The 19,839-nt window shown below is 61.6% G+C and carries 21 protein-coding genes; 16 read left to right on the top strand and 5 right to left on the bottom strand.

All coding sequences use genetic code 11. The features are described from left to right. Nucleotides 1-32 precede the first annotated feature (32 nt). Both C5J22_RS06605 and C5J22_RS06610 read left to right on the top strand, forming a co-directional pair. A complete protein-coding gene (locus C5J22_RS06605) occupies nt 33-782 on the top strand; it encodes an AzlC family ABC transporter permease (RefSeq protein ID WP_105437670.1) in 750 nt (249 codons plus the stop codon). Next, nucleotides 779-1,117, top strand: a complete 339-nt coding sequence (locus tag C5J22_RS06610) for an AzlD domain-containing protein (RefSeq protein WP_046637722.1) — start codon at nt 779-781, stop codon at nt 1,115-1,117. The genes C5J22_RS06605 and C5J22_RS06610 overlap by 4 nt, the downstream gene beginning before the upstream one ends. A 3-nt stretch (nt 1,118-1,120) precedes the next feature. On the opposite strand, the gene C5J22_RS06615 is transcribed toward C5J22_RS06610, so the two are convergent. The 4 genes from C5J22_RS06615 to C5J22_RS06630 are packed head-to-tail and all read right to left on the bottom strand — an operon-like array spanning nt 1,121 to nt 4,007. Next, nucleotides 1,121-1,552, bottom strand: a complete 432-nt coding sequence (locus tag C5J22_RS06615; RefSeq protein WP_038542587.1) for an HIT family protein — start codon at nt 1,550-1,552, stop codon at nt 1,121-1,123. A gap of 45 nt (nt 1,553-1,597) precedes the next feature. Beyond that, nucleotides 1,598-2,794, bottom strand: a complete 1,197-nt coding sequence (locus C5J22_RS06620; RefSeq protein WP_105437599.1) for a GNAT family N-acetyltransferase — start codon at nt 2,792-2,794, stop codon at nt 1,598-1,600. An 8-nt stretch (nt 2,795-2,802) separates the two neighbouring features. Next, nucleotides 2,803-3,540 carry a glycerophosphodiester phosphodiesterase gene (locus tag C5J22_RS06625; RefSeq protein ID WP_172746543.1) on the bottom strand — a complete coding sequence of 246 codons (738 nt, stop codon included), beginning with the start codon at nt 3,538-3,540 and terminating at the stop codon, nt 2,803-2,805. Next, entirely contained in the window at nt 3,537-4,007 is a 471-nt protein-coding gene (locus tag C5J22_RS06630) for a RidA family protein (RefSeq protein ID WP_105437600.1), read from the bottom strand. The genes C5J22_RS06625 and C5J22_RS06630 overlap by 4 nt, the downstream gene beginning before the upstream one ends. Before the next feature lie 110 nt (nt 4,008-4,117). Between C5J22_RS06630 and C5J22_RS06635 the strand changes: the two genes are divergently transcribed. From C5J22_RS06635 to lpxB, 14 genes are all read left to right on the top strand, one after another. Continuing rightward, nucleotides 4,118-4,966, top strand: a complete 849-nt coding sequence (locus C5J22_RS06635; RefSeq protein ID WP_105437601.1) for a cell envelope integrity EipB family protein — start codon at nt 4,118-4,120, stop codon at nt 4,964-4,966. A gap of 213 nt (nt 4,967-5,179) precedes the next feature. Continuing rightward, nucleotides 5,180-5,953 carry a 30S ribosomal protein S2 gene (rpsB, locus tag C5J22_RS06640; RefSeq protein WP_046637716.1) on the top strand — a complete coding sequence of 258 codons (774 nt, stop codon included), beginning with the start codon at nt 5,180-5,182 and terminating at the stop codon, nt 5,951-5,953. Between the two features lie 236 nt (nt 5,954-6,189). Continuing rightward, a complete protein-coding gene (tsf, locus tag C5J22_RS06645; RefSeq protein WP_046606277.1) occupies nt 6,190-7,116 on the top strand; it encodes a translation elongation factor Ts in 927 nt (308 codons plus the stop codon). Nucleotides 7,117-7,230: 114 nt separating this feature from the next. Next, nucleotides 7,231-7,953 carry a UMP kinase gene (pyrH, locus tag C5J22_RS06650; protein WP_038542600.1) on the top strand — a complete coding sequence of 241 codons (723 nt, stop codon included), beginning with the start codon at nt 7,231-7,233 and terminating at the stop codon, nt 7,951-7,953. 45 nt (nt 7,954-7,998) lie between these two features. After that, on the top strand, nt 7,999-8,556 hold the full coding sequence (frr, locus tag C5J22_RS06655) for a ribosome recycling factor (RefSeq protein WP_046606279.1): 558 nt from the start codon (nt 7,999-8,001) through the stop codon (nt 8,554-8,556). A 52-nt stretch (nt 8,557-8,608) separates the two neighbouring features. Then, the gene (locus C5J22_RS06660) at nt 8,609-9,352 is read left to right on the top strand and encodes an isoprenyl transferase (protein ID WP_105401247.1); all 744 of its coding nucleotides are present in this window, start codon (nt 8,609-8,611) and stop codon (nt 9,350-9,352) included. Next, entirely contained in the window at nt 9,352-10,185 is an 834-nt protein-coding gene (locus C5J22_RS06665; RefSeq protein WP_105437602.1) for a phosphatidate cytidylyltransferase, read from the top strand. The genes C5J22_RS06660 and C5J22_RS06665 overlap by 1 nt, the downstream gene beginning before the upstream one ends. A 39-nt stretch (nt 10,186-10,224) precedes the next feature. After that, on the top strand, nt 10,225-11,346 hold the full coding sequence (gene rseP / locus C5J22_RS06670) for an RIP metalloprotease RseP (RefSeq protein ID WP_105437603.1): 1,122 nt from the start codon (nt 10,225-10,227) through the stop codon (nt 11,344-11,346). A 197-nt stretch (nt 11,347-11,543) separates the two neighbouring features. Then, nucleotides 11,544-13,907, top strand: a complete 2,364-nt coding sequence (gene bamA / locus C5J22_RS06675) for an outer membrane protein assembly factor BamA (protein WP_105437604.1) — start codon at nt 11,544-11,546, stop codon at nt 13,905-13,907. A 51-nt stretch (nt 13,908-13,958) separates the two neighbouring features. Continuing rightward, on the top strand, nt 13,959-15,026 hold the full coding sequence (gene lpxD / locus C5J22_RS06680) for a UDP-3-O-(3-hydroxymyristoyl)glucosamine N-acyltransferase (protein WP_105437605.1): 1,068 nt from the start codon (nt 13,959-13,961) through the stop codon (nt 15,024-15,026). Continuing rightward, complete coding sequence (fabZ, locus tag C5J22_RS06685; protein ID WP_046637708.1) at nt 15,019-15,486, top strand: 3-hydroxyacyl-ACP dehydratase FabZ; 468 nt, start codon at nt 15,019-15,021, stop codon at nt 15,484-15,486. Before lpxD ends, fabZ begins: the two co-directional genes overlap by 8 nt. Continuing rightward, nucleotides 15,483-16,298 carry an acyl-ACP--UDP-N-acetylglucosamine O-acyltransferase gene (gene lpxA / locus C5J22_RS06690; protein WP_105425080.1) on the top strand — a complete coding sequence of 272 codons (816 nt, stop codon included), beginning with the start codon at nt 15,483-15,485 and terminating at the stop codon, nt 16,296-16,298. The genes fabZ and lpxA overlap by 4 nt, the downstream gene beginning before the upstream one ends. Nucleotides 16,299-16,304: 6 nt before the next feature. Then, complete coding sequence (locus C5J22_RS06695) at nt 16,305-17,186, top strand: LpxI family protein (protein WP_105437606.1); 882 nt, start codon at nt 16,305-16,307, stop codon at nt 17,184-17,186. Next, entirely contained in the window at nt 17,186-18,364 is a 1,179-nt protein-coding gene (gene lpxB, locus C5J22_RS06700; RefSeq protein WP_105437607.1) for a lipid-A-disaccharide synthase, read from the top strand. Before C5J22_RS06695 ends, lpxB begins: the two co-directional genes overlap by 1 nt. Nucleotides 18,365-18,393: 29 nt before the next feature. On the opposite strand, the gene gltA is transcribed toward lpxB, so the two are convergent. Continuing rightward, nucleotides 18,394-19,683: a citrate synthase gene (gene gltA / locus C5J22_RS06705; RefSeq protein ID WP_046637704.1), complete on the bottom strand. Its 1,290-nt coding sequence runs from the start codon at nt 19,681-19,683 to the stop codon at nt 18,394-18,396. Between the last annotated feature and the right edge of the window lie 156 nt (nt 19,684-19,839).

Genomic DNA, 19,839 nt, shown 5'->3' on the forward strand with positions numbered 1-19,839 from the left:
ACGAGCCTTTTCCCATATCCGCCGGAATGCCGATGTCTCCAGACAGTGACGACCGCCACGCCCTATCCTGGTTCTTTACCGGCATGCGGGGCCTGCTTTCGCTTCCGGCCCTCATTCTCCTGACCTCGATCGTCGGTTTCAGCGCCTTTGCGCTCGAATCGGGGCTGACGCGCGCCGAGGCGGTCTTCATGTCGCTGGCGATCTGGGCGCTTCCGGCGCAGGTCATTCTGGTCGGCAGCATGGCGGGCGGCGCCAATATTGCAGCCTGTTTCCTCGCAGTCACGCTCTCCTCGATCCGCATGATGCCGATGGTCGCCTCGGTCGTCCCGGAAATGCGCACGCGGCGCACGCCGATCTGGCTGCTGCTGATCCTCTCGCATTTCATCGCCATCACGTCCTGGGTGTTCGCGATCACCACGCTGCGCAACGTGCCGCGCGAATACCGGGCAATCTATTTTGCTGGCTTCGGCGTGACTTTGACCTTGACGGGCACCCTTGTCGTCGGGGTCTTCTACGACATCGTTTCGGGCTTTCCGCCGGTCGTCGCGGGCATACTCTTCTTCCTGACGCCGGTCTATTTCAACGCTTCCATCTGGGTGAGCGCGCATCAGCCGGTGGTCAAGATCGCCTTCGTGATGGGGATGATCCTCGGCCCGACGCTGGCGCTGGTGACCCCGCAATTCGACGTGCTTTGCGCCGGCGTCGGTGGCGGAACGGTGGCCTATCTGATCGATCGAGCGCGTCGGAAGAGAAAGCGCGTCGGGCAGGAGGCCAGGCGATGATTGCCGAATACTGGACCTTCATCGTCATCGCAGTCGCCGGTTTCCTGGCCACCGATATCTGGCGCTGGCTTGGGGTTTTCACCGGCAACCGGCTGAACGAGGATTCCGAGGCGCTGTATTGGGTGAGGGCGGTGGCGACCTCGCTCGTCATGGCCGTCACCGCGAAGCTGATCGTCTTCCCGAACGGCACGCTCGCCGGCACACCGCTCTGGCTAAGGGTCGGGGCCGCCGGCATCGGCTTTGCCGTGTTCCTGGCGACCGGCCGGAAGGTCGGCATCGGTGTGGCGGTGCCCATGGCGCTTTTGGTCGCCGGTCTCTGGTGGATCGGGTTCTAGAGGTCAGTTGCCCAATTCGCCGATGATCTTCTCGGCATTCGCCGCCAGCACGTCATTATTCTCCATCTGGCCCGAATGGGGTTTCAACGGCTGTCCCTCGTAACGCGGGACGACGTGGAAATGCAGATGGTAAACCGTCTGTCCGGCGGCGGGTTCGTTGAACTGGATGACCGTGATGCCGTCAGCTTCGAAAGCCTCTTTGGCGGCCCTGGCGAGCTTCTGCACCACCGGGATCACCTTTGAAAGCACGGCAGGATCGGCATCGAGAATGTTGCGCGATGGGGCTTTCGGGAGCACCAGAAGGTGACCGGGTGATTGCGGCATGACATCCATGAAGGCAAGGGTGTCGTCATCCTCGTAGACCCGGTGGCACGGGATCTCGCCGCGCAGGATTTTTCCGAAGATGTTGTTGCTGTCGTAAGCCTGTCCGCTCATCGTGATATCCTCTCCTTGGTTTTGTCGGCCCGATCTTTCCGAGCTCTAGTCCTGTTCCTGCTGGCGCTCGCCCTTGCGGAAAGGGCTGTGCTCGGCGAGATATTCCGTCATCTGCTCCACGTCTTCCCGCTCGTGCTCCAGATAGTCGGCGATCGCCCGCCTCAGTCCCGCATGGGCGATATAGTGCATCGAATGGGTGGTGACAGGCAGGTAACCGCGCGCCAGCTTGTGTTCCCCTTGCGCGCCCGCCTCGACCCGCTTCAGGCCCTTCGCAAGCGCGAAGTCGATCGCCTGGTGGTAGCAGACCTCGAAATGCAGGAAGGGGTGGTCCTCGATACAGCCCCAGTGGCGGCCGTAAAGCGCGTCCCCGCCGATGAAGTTGATCGCGCCGGCGACGTATTTTCCCTCGCGCTTGGCCATCACCAGCAGGATGTCCTCGGGCATGCGCTCGCCGATCAGCGAATAGAACGCCCGGGTGAGATAGGGACGGCCCCATTTGCGCCCGCCGGTATCCATGTAGAAGGTGAAGAACTGGTCCCAGATGTCCTCTGTGAGGTCCTTGCCGGTCAGCCAGTCGATCGTAATGCCGTTTTCCAGGGCTGAGCGGCGTTCCTTCTTCAGGGCTTTGCGTTTGCGCGAGGCGAGCGTCTCGAGAAAGGCGTCGTGGTTCTCATAACCCTCGTTGATGAAATGGAACTGCTTGTCGGTGCGGTGCAGGTAATCGGCCTCCTCGAAGGCTGCGACCTGGTCTTCCGCGACGAAGGTCACATGCGCGGACGAGATGCCGAGCTGGCGTGTCACCTCCTGGAGACCAGCGGCGAGCGTCAGCTCCGTCGATCCCCTGTCGTAACCGTCGCGGACGAGCAGGCGCGGTCCGCTCGCCGGCGTGAACGGCACGGTGCATTGCAGCTTCGGGTAATAACGCCCGCCAGCGCGTTCGAAAGCGTCGGCCCAGCCATGGTCGAAGACATATTCGCCCTGGCTGTGGCTTTTCAGATAACCGGGGACCGCGCCGATCAGCGTGCCCTTGTCGTCTTCGAGAAGCAGATGGTGGCCGAGCCAGCCGGTCTTGGCGGTGGCCGAGCCCGATTCCTCCAGCGCCGAGAGAAAGGCGTGCGACAGGAACGGATTGTAGGGCGTTTCCGAAGAGGAGGACTTGGAAGTGCCCGAAAGGCGCGACCAGCTTGCCGGGCTGATCGCGCAGAAGGACTTTTCGATGCGGATGCTAAGATTACCGGTCATACTCTGCTTTACAGGGAGGGGGAGGTTGCCTCCCGCGGATCAAAACCTTCGAAGGTCATCTGGTCCGCATATTTATAGGTATGTTCGCCGCCGTTTGCATCCCTCACGGTCCAGGTAATGATCGGAATTCCAGTCGCTCTCTGGGCTGTGACGAACGTGTTCGGCAGGTGGGGGTAGTGGTAGGAAATGAAGTCGAGGCCCAATTGCATGGCCTCGTTATGCTCGAAGAATTCCTCCGGCTTGTCGCCCATCGCCGTCAGGCCGAGCGGGTAGGGTGAGCCCGCTGTCTTCAGGTCGCGCAGGATGTGGTAGTCGAAGCTCATCAGCGCCACCTTGCCCTGATAACCTTCGAGAACTTCGAGCACTGCCTCGGCGAACCCGTCGTCCTCGCCGTCGCCTTCGCGCCCCTTGATCTCGATGACCAGAGGCACCTTGCCGGCGACGATGGCCAGCATCTGCTTCAGCGTCGGAACCTTGTCCTTCGTAGCCCCGACCGAAAGCATGCCGAGTTCGGCCGAGGTCTTTTCGCGGATATCGCCCTTGATACCACAGAGCCGCTCGAGGTCGTGATCGTGAAAGACCACCGGAACGCTGTCGGCGGCAAGCTGCACGTCGCATTCGATCGCAAAGCCGGCTTCCACCGCGCGGGAAAAGGCAGACAGCGTGTTTTCCCAGACCTGGTGGTTCATGTCGTGAAAGCCGCGATGGGCGACCGGGAGGTCCTTGATCCAGGATGCGGAGGTCATGCTTCGATCTCGATGACGGCGTCGATTTCGACGGAGGCGTTGAGGGGCAGGCAGGCCATGCCGACAGCGGCGCGGGCATGTTTGCCGGCGTCGCCCAGCACGTTGGCGATCAGGTTGGAGGCGCCGTTGATGACGAGGTGCTGCTCGACGAAGTCAGGTGTCGACGCGACGAAGCCGTTGAGCTTTAAAACGCGGCGGATCCTGCCGAGATCGCCCCCGAGTGCCGCCTTCGCCTGGGCGAGGATGTTGATGGCGCAGAGTTCCGCTGCCCGTTGCGCGGCCGGCAAATCCACATCGCGGCCGACAAGGCCGGTGACGGCGACCTTGCCCCCTTCGATCGGCAACTGGCCGGAAAGATAAAGGGTATTGCCACTGATCGTATATGGCACGTAATTGGCGGCGGGTGCTGCCGCGACGGGGAGTTCGATCCCCAGTTCCTGCAGGCGCCCCTCGATGGCTCCGGTCATTTTCGACTCCCGTTTTGTTGTAAATTCTTCAAAAATCCTGCATCAAGGCCTTAGCTTGGTCAGATGGCGTTCTTATAACATCACCAACTGAGTCCAACAGGAGAATGTGAATGTTGCGAATGAGCCTCGGGGTGATCCTTGCCGGCGGTCTGAGCCTTGTGGCTGCCACCTCCGCGGACGCGAATACCGACGCTGCTGCCCGGCTGCTCGTCCCGCATCGCGCAATTTACGACCTGAAGCTCAAGAAGGCCTCCGAACGTTCCGGCATCGAAGGCATGTTCGGCCGCATGGTCTATGAATTCACCGGCTCGGCCTGCACCGGTTTTTCCACCAATTTCCGGCTGGTGACCAAGATCAATACGGGCGAGGAGACCCGCCTTAGCGATCAGCAGACCACCACCTTCGAGGACATGGCCGCAAACCAGTTCCATTTCGAGACCAAGTCGTTCACCGACGAGCAGCTCGACAAGCAGCTGAGTGGCGATGCGTCGATCGTCGACAAGGGCATCAAGGTGGAAATCACCCAGCCCGACGGCCGTGAGATCCAATTGCCGTCGAGCGATTTTCCGACCAGCCATATGCTCGACGTCATCGCGAATGCCAAGCAGGGCAAGAGTTTCTTCGAGGCGCGGGTCTTCGACGGCTCTGAAAACGGCGACCAGGCGCTGCTGACCACGACGGTGATCGGCAAGTCGCAGACGGCGCAGACGGACGATGTCGATGCCGACAAGGCCGGCGAGTTTGCAAAGTCTTCCTTCTGGCCGGTGACGATCGCCTATTTCAACGAGAATGCGGTCGGCGACCCGACCCCGGTCTACAACATGTCGTTCAAGCTCTACGAAAACGGCATCACCCGCGATCTCACCATGGACTACGGTGACTTCGTGCTGTCCGGCAGCCTCGCCAAGCTGGAGCTCCTGAAGCCGCAGCAGGATCCGTGCCCGGCGCCGGCGAAATAGCCGTCCCTCGCTGACTGCCGGTCACTCGCCGGCACGCCGGGGGAATTTCGGAAAAGCTCTTGCTTTTGCGGCAAATCGAATGTATGGCCAGCCACATTCCACACGTAAGGCATGGGATTGTCCGGGAGAAATCCGGACCGTTCCGCCCGGTGGCATTCTCGAAGAGGGTGCTGTTCGCCTTGCGGAGGTTCAACCGGAAAAGGATAACAAGGCATGGCATTGCCCGATTTCTCTATGCGCCAGCTTCTCGAAGCAGGCGTCCACTTCGGCCACCAGACTCACCGCTGGAACCCGAAGATGAAGCCGTATATCTTCGGCGACCGTAACAACATCCACATCATCGATCTGGCCCAGACCGTTCCGATGCTGTCGCGCGCCCTTCAGGTCGTGTCCGACACCGTCGCCCGTGGCGGCCGCGTTCTGTTCGTCGGCACCAAGCGCCAGGCGTCCGAACTGATCGCCGACTCGGCCAAGCGTTCGGCCCAGTACTACGTCAACTCCCGCTGGCTCGGCGGCATGATGACCAACTGGAAGACCATTTCGAACTCGATCCAGCGCCTGCGCAAGCTCGACGAAATCCTCAACTCGGAAGCTTCCGGCTACTCCAAGAAGGAACGCCTGAACCTCGAGCGCGAACGCGAAAAGCTGGACAAGGCTCTCGGCGGTATCCGCGACATGGGCGGCACTCCGGACCTGATGTTCATCATCGACACCAACAAGGAAAAGATCGCTATCGACGAAGCCAAGCGCCTGGGCATCCCGGTCGTCGCCATCATCGATTCGAACTGTGATCCGGACCTCATCGACTACCCGATCCCGGGTAATGACGACGCCTCGCGCGCCATCGCTCTCTACACCGACCTGATCGCCCGCGCTGCCATCGACGGCATCGCGCGCCAGCAGGGCGCTTCGGGTCGTGATGTCGGCGCCTCTGCCGAAGCTCCGATCGAGCCGGCTCTCGAAGGCGAAGCAGAAGCAGAAGCTTAAAGGCCGGATGGAGCGGCTTGGTCCGCTCCTCCTTTCTGAAATTCGATCGAGGCCAGAGATAGCGATCCCTGGCCTTGGTCGTTTCAAGGCGAGCCGCCACCGCTTGGTCGTCGAGGCGATCGCTTTCGTGATGTCTTCATCACGCTGTCACACTTCCGGGTACATTCGTCCCAAAACTTTTGAGTCCGCCGACGTTTTTCCGGCGAGAAGCACTTGAACCGACAAGAGGCAAAACAATGGCTGAAATCACCGCTGCACTGGTAAAGGAACTGCGCGAAAAGTCCGGCGCAGGCATGATGGACTGCAAGAAGGCGCTGACTGAAACGAACGGCGACATCGAAGCGGCGATCGACTGGCTGCGCGCCAAGGGCATCTCCAAGGCCGACAAGAAGTCCGGCCGCACCGCAGCCGAAGGCCTGATCGGCATCGCCAGCGCCGGCCACAGGGCCGTCGTCATCGAACTCAACTCGGAAACCGACTTCGTTGCCCGCAACGATGCCTTCCAGGACCTCGTCCGCGGCATCGCCAGCGTCGCGCTGACGACCGACGGCTCCGTCGAGGCGATCTCGGCTGCTACCTATCCCGCTTCCGGCAAGCCGGTTGCCGACACGATCAAGGACGCGATCGCCACGATCGGCGAGAACATGACGCTGCGTCGCTCCGCCCTGCTGCAGGTCGAGCACGGCGTCGTCGCGACCTACGTCCATAACGCTGCCGGCGACGGCATCGGCAAGCTCGGCGTCCTGGTCGCCCTGAAGTCGGTCGGCGACAAGGAAGTCCTGACCTCGCTCGGCCGTCAGGTCGCCATGCACATCGCTGCCACCAACCCGCTCGCCATCCGCGCCGAAGAAGTCGACGCGACTGTCGCCGAGCGCGAGCGCAACGTGTTCATCGAGCAGTCGCGCGCTTCCGGCAAGCCGGAAGCGATCATCGAAAAGATGGTCGACGGCCGCATGCGCAAGTTCTTCGAGGAAGTTGCCCTTCTGTCGCAGGCCTTCGTCATCAACCCGGACGTGACTGTCGGTCAGGCCGTCAAGGATGCTGAAAAGCTCGCTGGCGCCTCGATCGAAGTCACCGGCATGGCCCGTCTTCTGCTCGGCGAAGGCGTCGAAAAGGAAGAATCGGATTTTGCCGCTGAAGTAGCAGCGGTCGCCAAAGGCTGATATTCGTTAGCTAAAGCTGTCGAAAGCGCAAGGGCACCGGTGACAAGCCGGTGCCCTTCGTGTATCCGCAACCCGTTTGACCCTCCGCATGCAATTCGATTTCAAGGAGCCTCCATGTCGCCTCAGCCCCTCTACAAGCGTGTCTTGCTCAAGGCCTCCGGTGAAGCTCTGATGGGCAGCCAGGGTTTCGGCATCGATGTTGCGGTTGCCGATCGGGTAGCCTCCGATATTGCCGAAGCGCGCGCCATGGGCGTCGATGTCGGCGTGGTCGTCGGCGGCGGCAACATCTTTCGCGGCGTCGCCGTGGCTTCCAAGGGCGGCGACCGGGTGACCGGCGACCACATGGGGATGCTCGGCACCGTGATCAACGCGCTGGCGCTTGCCACGTCGCTGCGCAAGCTGAACGTCGACACGGTGGTCCTGTCGGCGATCTCGATGCCGGAGATCTGCGAGAGCTTCTCGCAGCGCCAGGCGCTGCATCACATGGCGCAGGGCAGGGTGGTGATCTTCGCCGGCGGCACCGGCAATCCGTTCTTCACGACCGATTCGGCGGCAGCGCTACGCGCGGCTGAAATCGGTGCGGAAGCGATCTTCAAGGGCACCCAGGTGGACGGCATCTATTCGGCCGATCCCAAGAAGGACCCGACGGCGACCCGGTTCGAGACGCTGACACATGGCGAAGTGCTGGAAAAGGGTCTGGCGGTGATGGACGTGGCGGCGGTGGCGCTTGCCCGCGAAAACTCCATCCCGATCATTGTTTTTTCGATCCATGAGAAGGGCGGCTTCGCCCAAATCTTGACCGGCGGCGGCCGCAAGACCATCGTAGCGGACAATTGAGGCGCGGCATCGCGGGCCGCCCAGACAACATACGGGAGTAGACGGATGAGTGGAATCGACCTCAACGACATCAAGCGCCGCATGGAAGGCGCGATCAACGCGTTCAAAAGCGATATCGCGTCGCTGCGCACCGGCCGCGCCTCGGCCAATATTCTCGATCCGGTGATGGTCGAAGCCTATGGTTCGCGCGTGCCGCTCAACCAGGTGGCCAACATCACCGTGCCGGAAGCGCGCATGCTGGGCGTGTCCATCTGGGACAAGTCGATGGTCAACGCCGTCGACCGGGCGATCCGCGAATCACATCTCGGTCTCAATCCGATCGTCGACGGCCAGAACCTGCGCATTCCGCTTCCCGAGCTCAACGAAGAGCGCCGCAAGTCGCTGGTCAAGGTTGCGCATGATTATGCGGAAAAGGCGAAGGTTGCTGTCCGTCACGTCCGCCGCGATGGCATGGACGGCCTGAAAAAGGCCGAAAAGGACGGCGACATCGGCCAGGACGAGAGCCGCTCGCAGTCGGAAAAAGTGCAGAAGATGACGGATGATACGATTTCCGAAGTCGACCGCTTGCTTGCGGATAAGGAAAAGGAAATCATGCAGGTCTAACTTAGGCCTGGTTTGCCGCCATATTCCGGCGGCCAAAGGAGCCGCGTAGAATATGGTGAACCCCGAGCTTGCAATCATCCCTCAACACGTTGCCATTATCATGGATGGCAACGGACGCTGGGCCAACAAGCGCGGGCTTCCTCGTACGGTCGGACACAGCAAGGGCGTCGAAGCGGTTCGCGAAACGGTGCGGGCTGCCGGCGACGCAGGCGTCAAATATCTGACGCTCTTTGCGTTTTCTTCGGAGAACTGGAGCAGGCCCGAAACCGAGGTGAGGGATCTCCTCGGTCTCCTCCGGCGCTTCATCCGCCAGGATCTGGCCGAATTGCACCGAGAGAATGTCCGCATCCGGGTGATCGGCGAACGCGAGAAGCTGCGCAGCGACATTCTTCCGCTTCTTCTCGAAGCCGAGGAAACGACGAGGTTCAACACGGCACTGACGCTGGTCATCGCCTTCAACTACGGTGCGCGCGACGAGATCGCCCGTGCGGTCGCCATGCTCGCTCGGGACGTCGAGGCCGGTGTCCTCAAGGCTTCCGAGATCGACGCGGACAAGATCAGTGCAAAGCTGGATACCGCCGGCATTCCCGATCCGGACCTCATCATCCGCACCAGCGGCGAGGAGCGGCTTTCGAATTTTCTGCTCTGGCAGGCGGCTTATTCCGAACTTGTCTTCCTGCCGGACTACTGGCCCGACTTCGATCGGAAACTCTTCCTCGACGCCCTGAAAATCTATGCCTCCCGCGACCGGCGCTTCGGCGGCCTGTCGAACAAGACGATAGCAGTGGGTGGTTGATGAGCACTGAACTGAAGCGCCGCATCGCATCCGCGGTGGTTCTGGCGGCCGTGGTCCTGGCGGCCACCTGGTATGGCGGCCTGGCCTTCCGCATCTTGGCTGCAGCCATGGCGGTCCTGATCTATTACGAATGGTCAACGATCACGCGGGCCGCCGAGCGCGATTTTCGTGCGAACGCCTTCGGCTGGGCCGCGATTTTTCTGATCGCCATCGACCTGGTGGCCGACGAAGGTGCGCTCTCGGTGCCGATTCTCGGCGGCGCTGTAGTCACCGCCCTTCTTCTCGTGCTGCTGCGCAAGGGCAGCTGGTGGCTGCCGGGCGGCATCTTCTACGCAGGCTTGAGCGGGATCTCGCTGGCGGCGATCCGTGCCGAAGACCAGGCGGGGTTCGTTGCGACACTCTTCATCTTCGCCGTGGTCTGGGCGACCGATATCCTCGCCTATTTCGTCGGCCGCGCCCTCAAGGGGCCGAAACTTGCACCGCGCATTTCGCCCGGCAAGACCTGGTCCGGTGCGATCGGCGGCACGGTGTCGGGCGTGGTCGCAAGCTCCGTCCTGACGCTCGGCGTCTTTTCCCGGCTGTCGATCTGGACGGTGGCGATCGCATTTCTGCTTTCCGTCGCGAGCCAGATCGGTGACCTGTTCGAGTCCTTCATCAAGCGCCGGTTCGGCGTGAAGGATTCCAGCCACCTCATTCCGGGGCACGGCGGCGTCATGGATCGCGTCGACGGCCTCGTTTTCGCCTGTTTCGCGGCGTTCCTGCTGACGCTTGTTTATACGGCCATGACGGGCCATCTTGATGTATCGGTTGCAGGCTTCCTCTTCGGGTTTTGAGGCCTGGGCGGCCGGTACAATGTTGAAACGGAAATTTTGATGGCCATCCTCAGCTTCCTTACCGGCTATATCATCCCCTTCGTGCTGGTCCTCTCCCTGCTCGTCTTCGTGCATGAGATGGGCCACTATCTTGTCGGACGCTGGTGCGGCATCCGAGTCACTGCCTTCTCTGTCGGCTTCGGACCGGAGCTCGTCGGCTTCACCGACAGCCATGGCACCCGCTGGAAGCTCTCGGCGATCCCGCTTGGCGGCTACGTCAAGTTCTTCGGCGACGAGGACGCCGCGAGCCTGCCGGATGCGAGCGGCCTTGCGGGCATGAGCGAGGAAGAAAAGGCTCAGACGCTCGCCGGCGCTAAGCTCTGGAAGAGAGCCGCCACCGTCGCGGCCGGCCCGATCGCCAATTTCATCCTGGCGATTGCCATCTTCGCCGTCCTCTTCAGCGTTTATGGCAAGGTCGTCGCCGATCCCGTGGTTGCCGAAGTCCAGCCGGGAAGTGCCGCGCTCGCGGCTGGCGTTGAGCCCGGCGATCGGCTGGTGGCGCTCGACGGCTCGCGCATCCGGACTTTCGACGATGTACGGCGTTATGTCAGCATCAGGCCGGATACCCCGATCGTCGTGACGGTCGAGCGGAACGGCCAGGACATCGATCTGCCGATGGTGCCGAAGCGCTCCGAGGTCACCGACCAGTTCGGCAACAAGGTCGAGCTCGGCCTGATCGGCATCGTCACCAACGAACAGCGCGGCAATTTCCGCATCGAGACGTTCACGCCGCTGCAGGCGGTTGCCGAAGGCGTCACCGAGACCGGCCATATCGTCACCGGCACCTTCCGCTATATCGGAAACCTGGTGACCGGACGGATGAAGGCTGACCAGCTCGGCGGGCCGGTCAGGGTCGCTCAGGCGTCGGGCCAGATGGCGACGCTCGGCTTTGCGGCGGTGGTTCAGCTGGCGGCGGTTCTTTCGGTCTCGATCGGGCTTTTGAACCTCATGCCTGTGCCAGTTTTGGACGGCGGTCATCTCGTCTTCTACGCGATCGAGGCCATCCGTGGCCGACCGCTCGGCTCAGGTGCGCAGGAGATCGCCTTCCGCATCGGGCTTGCGATGGTTTTGAGCCTCATGGTCTTCGCGACCTTCAACGACATCAGCAATCTGATCGGTTGATGTCCTTCAAATCGTAAAAGAAACTGTTTATTCACTATGTTTCCAACAGTTGCGTGGCCATTGGGTCACGCAAGGGAAGTAAGTAAACAGAAATTAACGCGATACCTTGCTTGTAGGTCAAAAGAAGGTAAAACGACACACGTGGCCGGAGTCGGGCACCACCCGCCGAGGGACAACGGGAAAAGGTAAGAATTGAAATGAAGGCTGGTTCAAAGTTTTTGAACGCAGTGTCGGCGTTTGCGCTGTCTGCTAGTGTTGTTGCATCGGGCGCAGGTGTACTGGTACTTGCTTCCGCACTTTCTGCCGAAGCGGCGGTTATCCGGAGCGTTCAGGTCCGCGGCGCACAGCGCGCCGGCGAGGAGGCTGTCCGTTCCAACCTGACCATCCGCCCGGGTGTCAATTTCTCCAATAACGACATCGATGAATCGGTCCGCAAGCTCTATTCGACCGGCTATTTCTCGGATGTCAAAATCAGTGTTTCCGGCAGCACGCTGGTCGTGTCGGTGAGCGAGAACCAGCTCATCAACCAGGTCGTGTTCAACGGCAACCGCAAGATCACCGACGACAAGCTTCAGGCAGTCGTTCAGACCCAGCCGCTCGGCCCGTACAATCAGGCATTGGTGGACGCGGATATCCAGCGTCTGCGCGAAGCCTATCGCGCCATCGGCCGCAGCGACGTTCAGATCACCACCCAGACCGCTGATGTTGGCCAGGGACGCGTCAACCTTGCTTTCGTCATCAACGAAGGTGACCGCACCAAGATTGCCGACATCAGTTTCGCCGGCAATCAGGCTTATGGCGATGGCCGTTTGAAGTCGGTGCTGATCACCAAGGAATCCGGTCCGCTGTCCTTCCTGACCCGCAAGGACGTTTACAGCGAGGACAAGCTGCGCGCCGACGAGGAAGCGCTGCGCCAGTTCTATTATAACCACGGTTATCCTGACTTCCGCGTCATCTCGTCGGAAGCAGTGCTCGATGAATCGAGCAACAAGTACAATATCAGCTTCACGGTCGAGGAAGGCCAGCGTTACGAGTACGGCAACGTCTCGGTAGAATCCACGGTCGAGGGCATCAGCGGCCAGGACCTCGAAGGTCTGGTTCAGACCCGCGCCGGTAGCGTCTATAACGCCCGCGAAATCCAGAAGTCGATGGAAGCGATCTCCAAGCGCGTCGCCGCGGCCGGTTATCCGTTCGCTCGCGTCACGCCGCGCGGCGACCGCAACATGGAAAACCACACGATCGGTGTTTCCTACCTCGTCGACCAGGGCGAGCGCGCCTATGTCGAGCGCATCGAGATCCGCGGCAACACCCGCACGCGTGACTATGTCATCCGCCGCGAATTCGATTTCAGCGAAGGCGATGCCTTCAACCAGGAAATGATCTCGCGCGCCAAGCGTCGCCTTGAGGCGCTCGGTTATTTCACGACCGTCAATATCTCGACCTCGCAGGGCACTTCGCCTGACCGCGTCGTCATCGTTGTCGATGTCGAGGACCAGCCCACCGGTTCGTTCGGTATCGGCGCCGGTTACTCGGCGGGCGGCGACGGCTTCCTGCTCGAAGCTTCGATCGAAGAAAAGAATTTCCTCGGCCGCGGCCAGTTCATCCGCGTCGCAGTCGGCGGTGGTCTCGACGAAGCCCGCAGCTACAACCTTTCGTTCACCGAGCCTTATTTCCTCGGTTATCGTCTGGCGGCCGGTTTCGACCTGTTCAAGAGCAAGACCTCTTCGAACGAGTATTACGATTATGATGAGCAGGGCGTCACCCTGCGCGTAACGGCGCCGATCACCGAAGATCTGGCGACCACGTTCCGCTACACCTACAAGGAAATCCAGTACGACAACGACGGTGCCTTTGGTACCGATGGCGTCCCTGGCACCGCGGACGATAACCTTTCGTCGCCCTACATCTCGATGATCGACCAGGGCAAGTTCGTTCAGTCGTCGATTTCGCAGACGCTGACCTACAACACGCTCGACAGCCAGACGCTGCCGCGCGAAGGTCTCTACGCGACGATCACGCATGAATATGCCGGTCTCGGCGGCGACTCCGACTTCTACAAGATCTCCGGTCGTGCCCGTTATTTCCAGCTTCTGTCGACCGAAGCTGACCTGATCGGCTCCATCGCAGTCGGTGCGGGCCATGTGGTTTCCACCGGCGACAATCTGCATGTCTTCGACCAGTTCACGATCGGCGGTCGCCAGATCCGTGGCTTCGAGAACGACGGTATCGGTCCGCGTACCGCCGATCACGGCGATGCGCTCGGCGGCACGACCTACTTCACGGCCTCTGCCGAAATGTCGATGCCGATGCCGGCTATTCCGGAAGACTTCGGCCTGCGTGCTGCCGTCTTCGCCGATGCCGGTACCCTTTACGGCAATGATGTCCCGCTCGGTACCAGCACCGCGCAGGGCACCAGCATGAACTGGCGCGCTTCCGTCGGTGCGGGTATCATGTGGGCGTCGCCGTTCGGCAACATCCGCTTTGACTACGCGCATCCGGTCATGAAGGAAGACTTCGACGAAACCCAGGAATTCCGGTTCAGCATGGCGAACCAGTTCTGATCATTTCCGCTCGCGGTTGCGGGCGGAAATCTGTTCTGGAGCTTTAGCTTTATGGACCACAATGAATTCTTTCCGCCCCATGATGGCGTGAGCCTGCGCGAGTTGGCCGCCCTTCTTGGGGCTGAACTGCTTGATGGCAGCGCCGGCGATCGACTGATCCGTTCCGTCGCACCCGTTGCGCGGGCCGGCGAGGGCGAGATTTGTTATATCCTGTCCCGGAAAAGCCGTCACGAATTGGAAAGCTGCAAGGCTTCCGCGATTATCTGTGATCCCGCGATCCGTTCGATCATTCCGGCCCATATCCCGGTTCTGCTGACCAAGACGCCACACACGGCGTTTGCCCAGGCCGGTGCCATCCTGCATCCGATCGCGATGCGGCCGTCTCCGATCACTTCGTTTCCACCGGGCATCTCGCCGGCCGCGTTCGTCGATCCGACCGCCAGGCTCGAACCCGGCGTCGAGATCGAGCCCATGGCCGTGATCGGCGCGCGGGCGGAGATCGGCACCGGCAGCCGCATCGGCGCCGGAACCATCATCGGTGCCGACGTCAAGATCGGCCGCGATTGCACGATCGCTGCGGGGGCGAGCGTGGTCGCTGCTCTCATCGGCAACGGCGTGATCATTCACAATGGCGTCCGCATCGGCCAGGACGGTTTTGGTTTTGCTCCGGGTCCGCGCGGCATGCTGAAGATCGTCCAGATCGGCCGCGTCATCATCCAGGACAATGTCGAGATCGGCGCCAACACGACGGTCGACCGCGGCGCCATGGACGATACGGTCATCGGCGAAGGCACCAAGATCGACAACCAGGTTCAGGTGGCACACAACGTGCGCATCGGCCGTCATTGCGGCATCGCCAGCGGCGCCGGCATAGCCGGTTCGACGCGGATAGGCGACGGTGTATTGATCGGCGGCGCATCCGGTATTAATGGACACATCTCGATTGGAGACGGCGTGCAGATTGCCGCGATGAGCGGTGTGGTGGGAGATATTCCCGCCGGGGCGCGTTATGGCGGTATTCCCGCCCGCCCGATGCCGGATTTCCTCCGCGATACCGCGGAAGTCTTGATGCGTTCGGATGAGCGGGCGAAACGCAGAGGAGAGAAGAAGAATGACTGATGAGACCAAGCCGGTGCTCGGCGCGGCCGATATTCAGGAAATCATGAAGCTGCTGCCGCACCGCTATCCTTTTCTCCTGGTCGATAAGATCGTCGAGATCGACGGCGACAATTCCGCGATCGGCATCAAGAACGTCACCGCCAATGAACCGCATTTCACCGGGCATTTCCCGGAGAAGCCGATCATGCCGGGCGTGCTTCTGGTCGAGGGCATGGCGCAGACTGCCGGCGCCATCTGCGCCAGGAAAGAAGGCGAGGGCGGCAATCTCGTCTACTTCATGACCATCGACAATGCCCGCTTCCGCAAACCGGTCGTGCCGGGCGACCGGGTCGAATTCCACGTTACCAAGCAGAAACAGCGCGGAAATATCTGGAAATTCCATTGTGACGCGAAGGTGGACGGCGTACTTGTTGCCGAAGCCGATATCGGCGCAATGATCCGGCGCAAGGAAGAAGAATGAGCAGCATTGCAGCCAGCGCGCGCATCCATCCGTTAGCATTGGTCGAGGACGGCGCCGTCATCGGCGAGAACGTCGTCGTCGGCCCGTTTTCGCATGTCGGCCCGCGCGTGGTGCTGAAGGATGGCGTCGAGCTGCTGTCGCATGCCGTGGTGAGCGGTCGCACCGAGATCGGCCGCAACTGCCGTATCTTTCCGATGGCGATCATCGGCGGTGTTTCTCAGAGCCTTCATGAGGCGGGCGAGGATTCGACGCTGACGGTCGGCGACAATTGCGTCATGCGCGAAGGCGTGACGATGAACTGCGGCACGGTCGGCGGCGGCGGCAAGACTGTGGTCGGCAACAACTGCCTGTTCCTCGCCAATTCGCACGTCGCGCATGACTGTCAGCTCGGCAACGACATCATCATGTCGAACAACGTCATGCTGGCCGGCCACGTCCACGTGGCGGACCGGGCGATCTTGGGCGGCGGCTGCGCCGTGCATCAGTTTACCCGCATCGGCCGCCAGGCTTTTATCGGCGGTCTTTCGGCCGTCAATTACGACGTCATTCCCTATGGCATGCTGAACGGCAATCCGGGCGTCCTCGGCGGCCTGAACGTGGTCGGCATGACCCGGGCCGGCGTCGAGCGCGCGACGATCCATACCGTCCGCCGCGCCTTCAAGCAGATCTTCGAGGGCGAGAGTAACATCCGCGCCAACGCAGCGGCGATCCGCAACGACTACGCCGATTGCAAGGAAGCGATGGAAATCCTCGATTTCATCGCGGTCGAGAGCGATCGTGCCATTTCCTCGACCTTCCGCGGCAAGGGCTGATCCCACATGGCCGGCCTCCCGAGCCTTGCGCCGAAGGGCCGGCTGGCAATCATCGCCGGGAAGGGCTTCTTGCCCCTCTATGTGGCGAAAGCCGCCCAGGCTGCCGGTGAAGCGCCTCTGATCGTAGCGCTCGCAAACGAATCCGATCAGGGCTTCGACGGTTTCGAAGCGGTCTCCGTCGGCGTCGGCAATCTTTCGGCGATCGAACGCCTGTTTCGCGACAAGGGCATCACCCGTGTCATCCTGTCGGGCGGTGTTGCCCGAAGGCCCGACTGGCGCGACATCCATCCGACCTTCCGCACGATCCTGAAAGTCCCCTCGGTTGTCCGCACGCTTCTTTCCGGCGGCGACGATTCGGTGCTCCAGATGGTCATCAAGCTCATCGAGGCGATGGGCTGCGAGGTGCTGGGCGCCCACGACATCGTGCCCGGCCTGCTTGCAAAGACCGGACCGCTCGGCGCCCATGCGCCGTCCGAGGATGACCGCCGCGATATCGATCGGGCGTCCGAAGCCGCCAAGCGTCTCGGCGAGCTCGATATTGGCCAGGGCGCCGTCAGCGTCGGCGGACGTGTCGTGGCCTTGGAAGGCGTCGAGGGCACGGACCGGATGCTGGAGCGGGTGACGGCATTGCGCGCCGAGGGCCGCATCTCCGCCCGCCGCAAGGGCGTGCTCGTCAAGCTCTGCAAACCGCAGCAGGATATGCGCGCTGATCTGCCGACGATCGGCCCGTCGACCATTGAAAACGCCATCAAGGCCGGTCTCGCCGGCATCGCCGTGGAGGCGGGACGCGCTTTGGTGCTGGAAGAAGCGAAGATGATTGCCGCGGCGGATGCTGCCGGTATTTTCGTCTGCGGCATCGATCCCGGCCTGCCGCAAGGAGGATTGTGATGGTCAAGACCTTGAAGGTCGGCGTCATAGCCGGCGAAGTATCCGGCGATCTTCTCGGCGGCGATCTGATCGCGGCCTTGAAGGCAGCCCATGACGGCCCGGTCGAACTCGTCGGCGTCGGTGGCGAAGCGTTGGAGGCACAAGGCCTCACCTCGCTCTTCGACTTTTCCGAACTGTCGATCATGGGGCTGACCCAGGTGATCGCCCGCCTGCCGAACCTGATCAAGCGGATCAACCAGACGGCGACCGCGATCGTTGCCGCCAAGCCTGACGTGCTGATCATCATAGACAGCCCCGATTTCACCCATCGCGTCGCCAGGAAAGTGCGCGCCGCTTTGCCGGACCTGCCGATCGTCGATTATGTCTGCCCGAGCGTCTGGGCCTGGAAGGAATATCGCGCCAAGGCGATGCTCGGCTATGTCGATCATGTCCTGGCTGTGCTGCCGTTCGAGCCTGAGGCCATGAAGCGTCTCGGCGGGCCGGAAACCACCTTCGTCGGCCACCGTCTGACAGCCGATCCGTCGCTCCTCAAGGTCCGCGGCATCCGGGCCGGGCGCCCGGTGAAGGAGCGAGGGGAAGAAAAGACGATCATGCTTCTGCCGGGCTCCCGTTCGGCGGAGATCAAGGCGCTGCTGCCGATCTTCGGCGAGGCGGCCCGCGAGTTCGTTGTGCGCAACGGGCCGACCCGCTTTGTGCTGCCGACGGTTCCACGCCAGGAAAAGCTGGTGCGCGAGATCGCCGCCGGTTTCGAGGTCAAGCCGGAGATCACCGCCGATGCGGACGGCAAATGGGCGGCCTTTGCTGAGGCCGATGCATCGCTTGCGGCCTCCGGAACGGTGATCCTCGAACTCGGCCTGGCCGGAATTCCGGTGGTCTCGGCCTACAAGACCGACTGGCTGATCACCATGCTCGCAAAACGCATCAAGACCTGGTCCGGCGCCCTGCCGAACCTGATCGCCGACTATGTCGTCGTGCCGGAATACGTCAACGAGGTGGTGCGATCGGCAAACCTCTGCCGCTGGGCCGAGCGCTTGTCTTCCGACACCATGCAGCGTCGCGCCATGATCGAAGGTTTCGACCTCACCTGGGAGCGCCTGCAGGTGCCCGTGCCACCGGGCGAAGCGGCCGCCGGCATCGTTCTCCAGGTTCTGGACACAAAAAAGCCCGGTCGTCTCTGACCGGGTTTTTTGTTGGGTTCGCTTGGCGATTAACGCTTGGAAACCGGGATGTAGTCCCGCTGCGCTTCGCCAGTATAGAGCTGACGCGGGCGGCCGATGCGCTGCTGCGGATCTTCGATCATTTCGGCCCACTGGGCGATCCAGCCGACGGTACGGGCGAGAGCGAAGAGCACGGTGAACATGGTGGTGGGGAAGCCCATCGCCTTCAGCGTGATACCCGAATAGAAGTCGATATTCGGGTAGAGCTTCTTCTCGATGAAATACTCGTCGGTGAGCGCGATGCGCTCGAGTTCCATCGCGACCTGCAGGAGCGGATCGTCCTTGTGGCCGAGTTCGCCGAGCACTTCATGCGTGGTCTTCTGCATGATCTTGGCGCGCGGATCGTAGTTCTTGTAGACGCGGTGACCGAAGCCCATCAGGCGGAACGGATCGTTCTTGTCCTTGGCGCGGGCGATGTATTCCGGGATTTTGTCGACCGAGCCGATTTCCGTCAGCATGTTGAGCGCTGCTTCGTTGGCGCCGCCGTGGGCCGGGCCCCAGAGGCAGGCAATGCCGGCCGCGATGCAGGCGAACGGGTTGGCGCCCGAGGAACCGGCGAGGCGGACCGTCGAGGTCGAAGCGTTCTGCTCGTGGTCGGCATGCAGGATGAAGATGCGGTCCATGGCGCGCGAGAGCACCGGGTTGACCACATACTCTTCGCACGGAACGGCAAAGCACATGCGCAGGAAGTTCGACGCATAGTCCAGGTTGTTCTGCGGATAAACGAAGGGCTGGCCGATGTGATACTTGTAGGCCATCGCGGCAAGCGTCGGCATCTTGGCGATCATGCGCAGCGAAGCGACCATGCGCTGGTGCGGATCGGTGATGTCCGTCGAGTCGTGATAGAAGGCCGACAGCGCCCCGACGCAGCCGCACATGACGGCCATGGGATGGGCGTCGCGGCGGAAGCCGGTGAAGAAGCGGCTCATCTGCTCGTGTACCATCGTGTGATGGGTCACGCGATAGTCGAAGTCCTTCTTCTGCGCAGCGGTAGGCAGTTCCCCGTAAAGCAGCAGATAGCAGGTTTCCAGGAAGTCGCCATGCTCGGCCAGCTGTTCGATCGGATAACCGCGATGCAGCAGGATGCCCGCGTCGCCGTCGATATAGGTGATCTTGGATTCGCAAGACGCCGTCGAGGTGAAGCCCGGGTCGTAGGTGAAGGTGCCGGTGTGTTTGTAAAGAGCGCCGATATCGACCACGTCCGGACCGATGGTGCCCGACTTGACCGGCAGATCGACTTTTCTGTCACCGATTACCAGATTTGCGCTTGTATCCGTCATGCTGATCCTCCAACCTTTTGGCGGCATGGCGCCCAAAAAGCGCCACAAGAATTAAGCGTCCACAGTTTAGCTATATGATCCGAAAGCTGATGCCAAGCTGTCGTGACGGCATTTTGTGCAGCGCGAAAAATTATTGGGCAGCGGCGTTTGCTTGGA

The sequence above is a fragment of the Neorhizobium sp. T25_13 genome (assembly GCF_002968675.1).
Taxonomy (GTDB): domain Bacteria; phylum Pseudomonadota; class Alphaproteobacteria; order Rhizobiales; family Rhizobiaceae; genus Neorhizobium; species Neorhizobium tomejilense.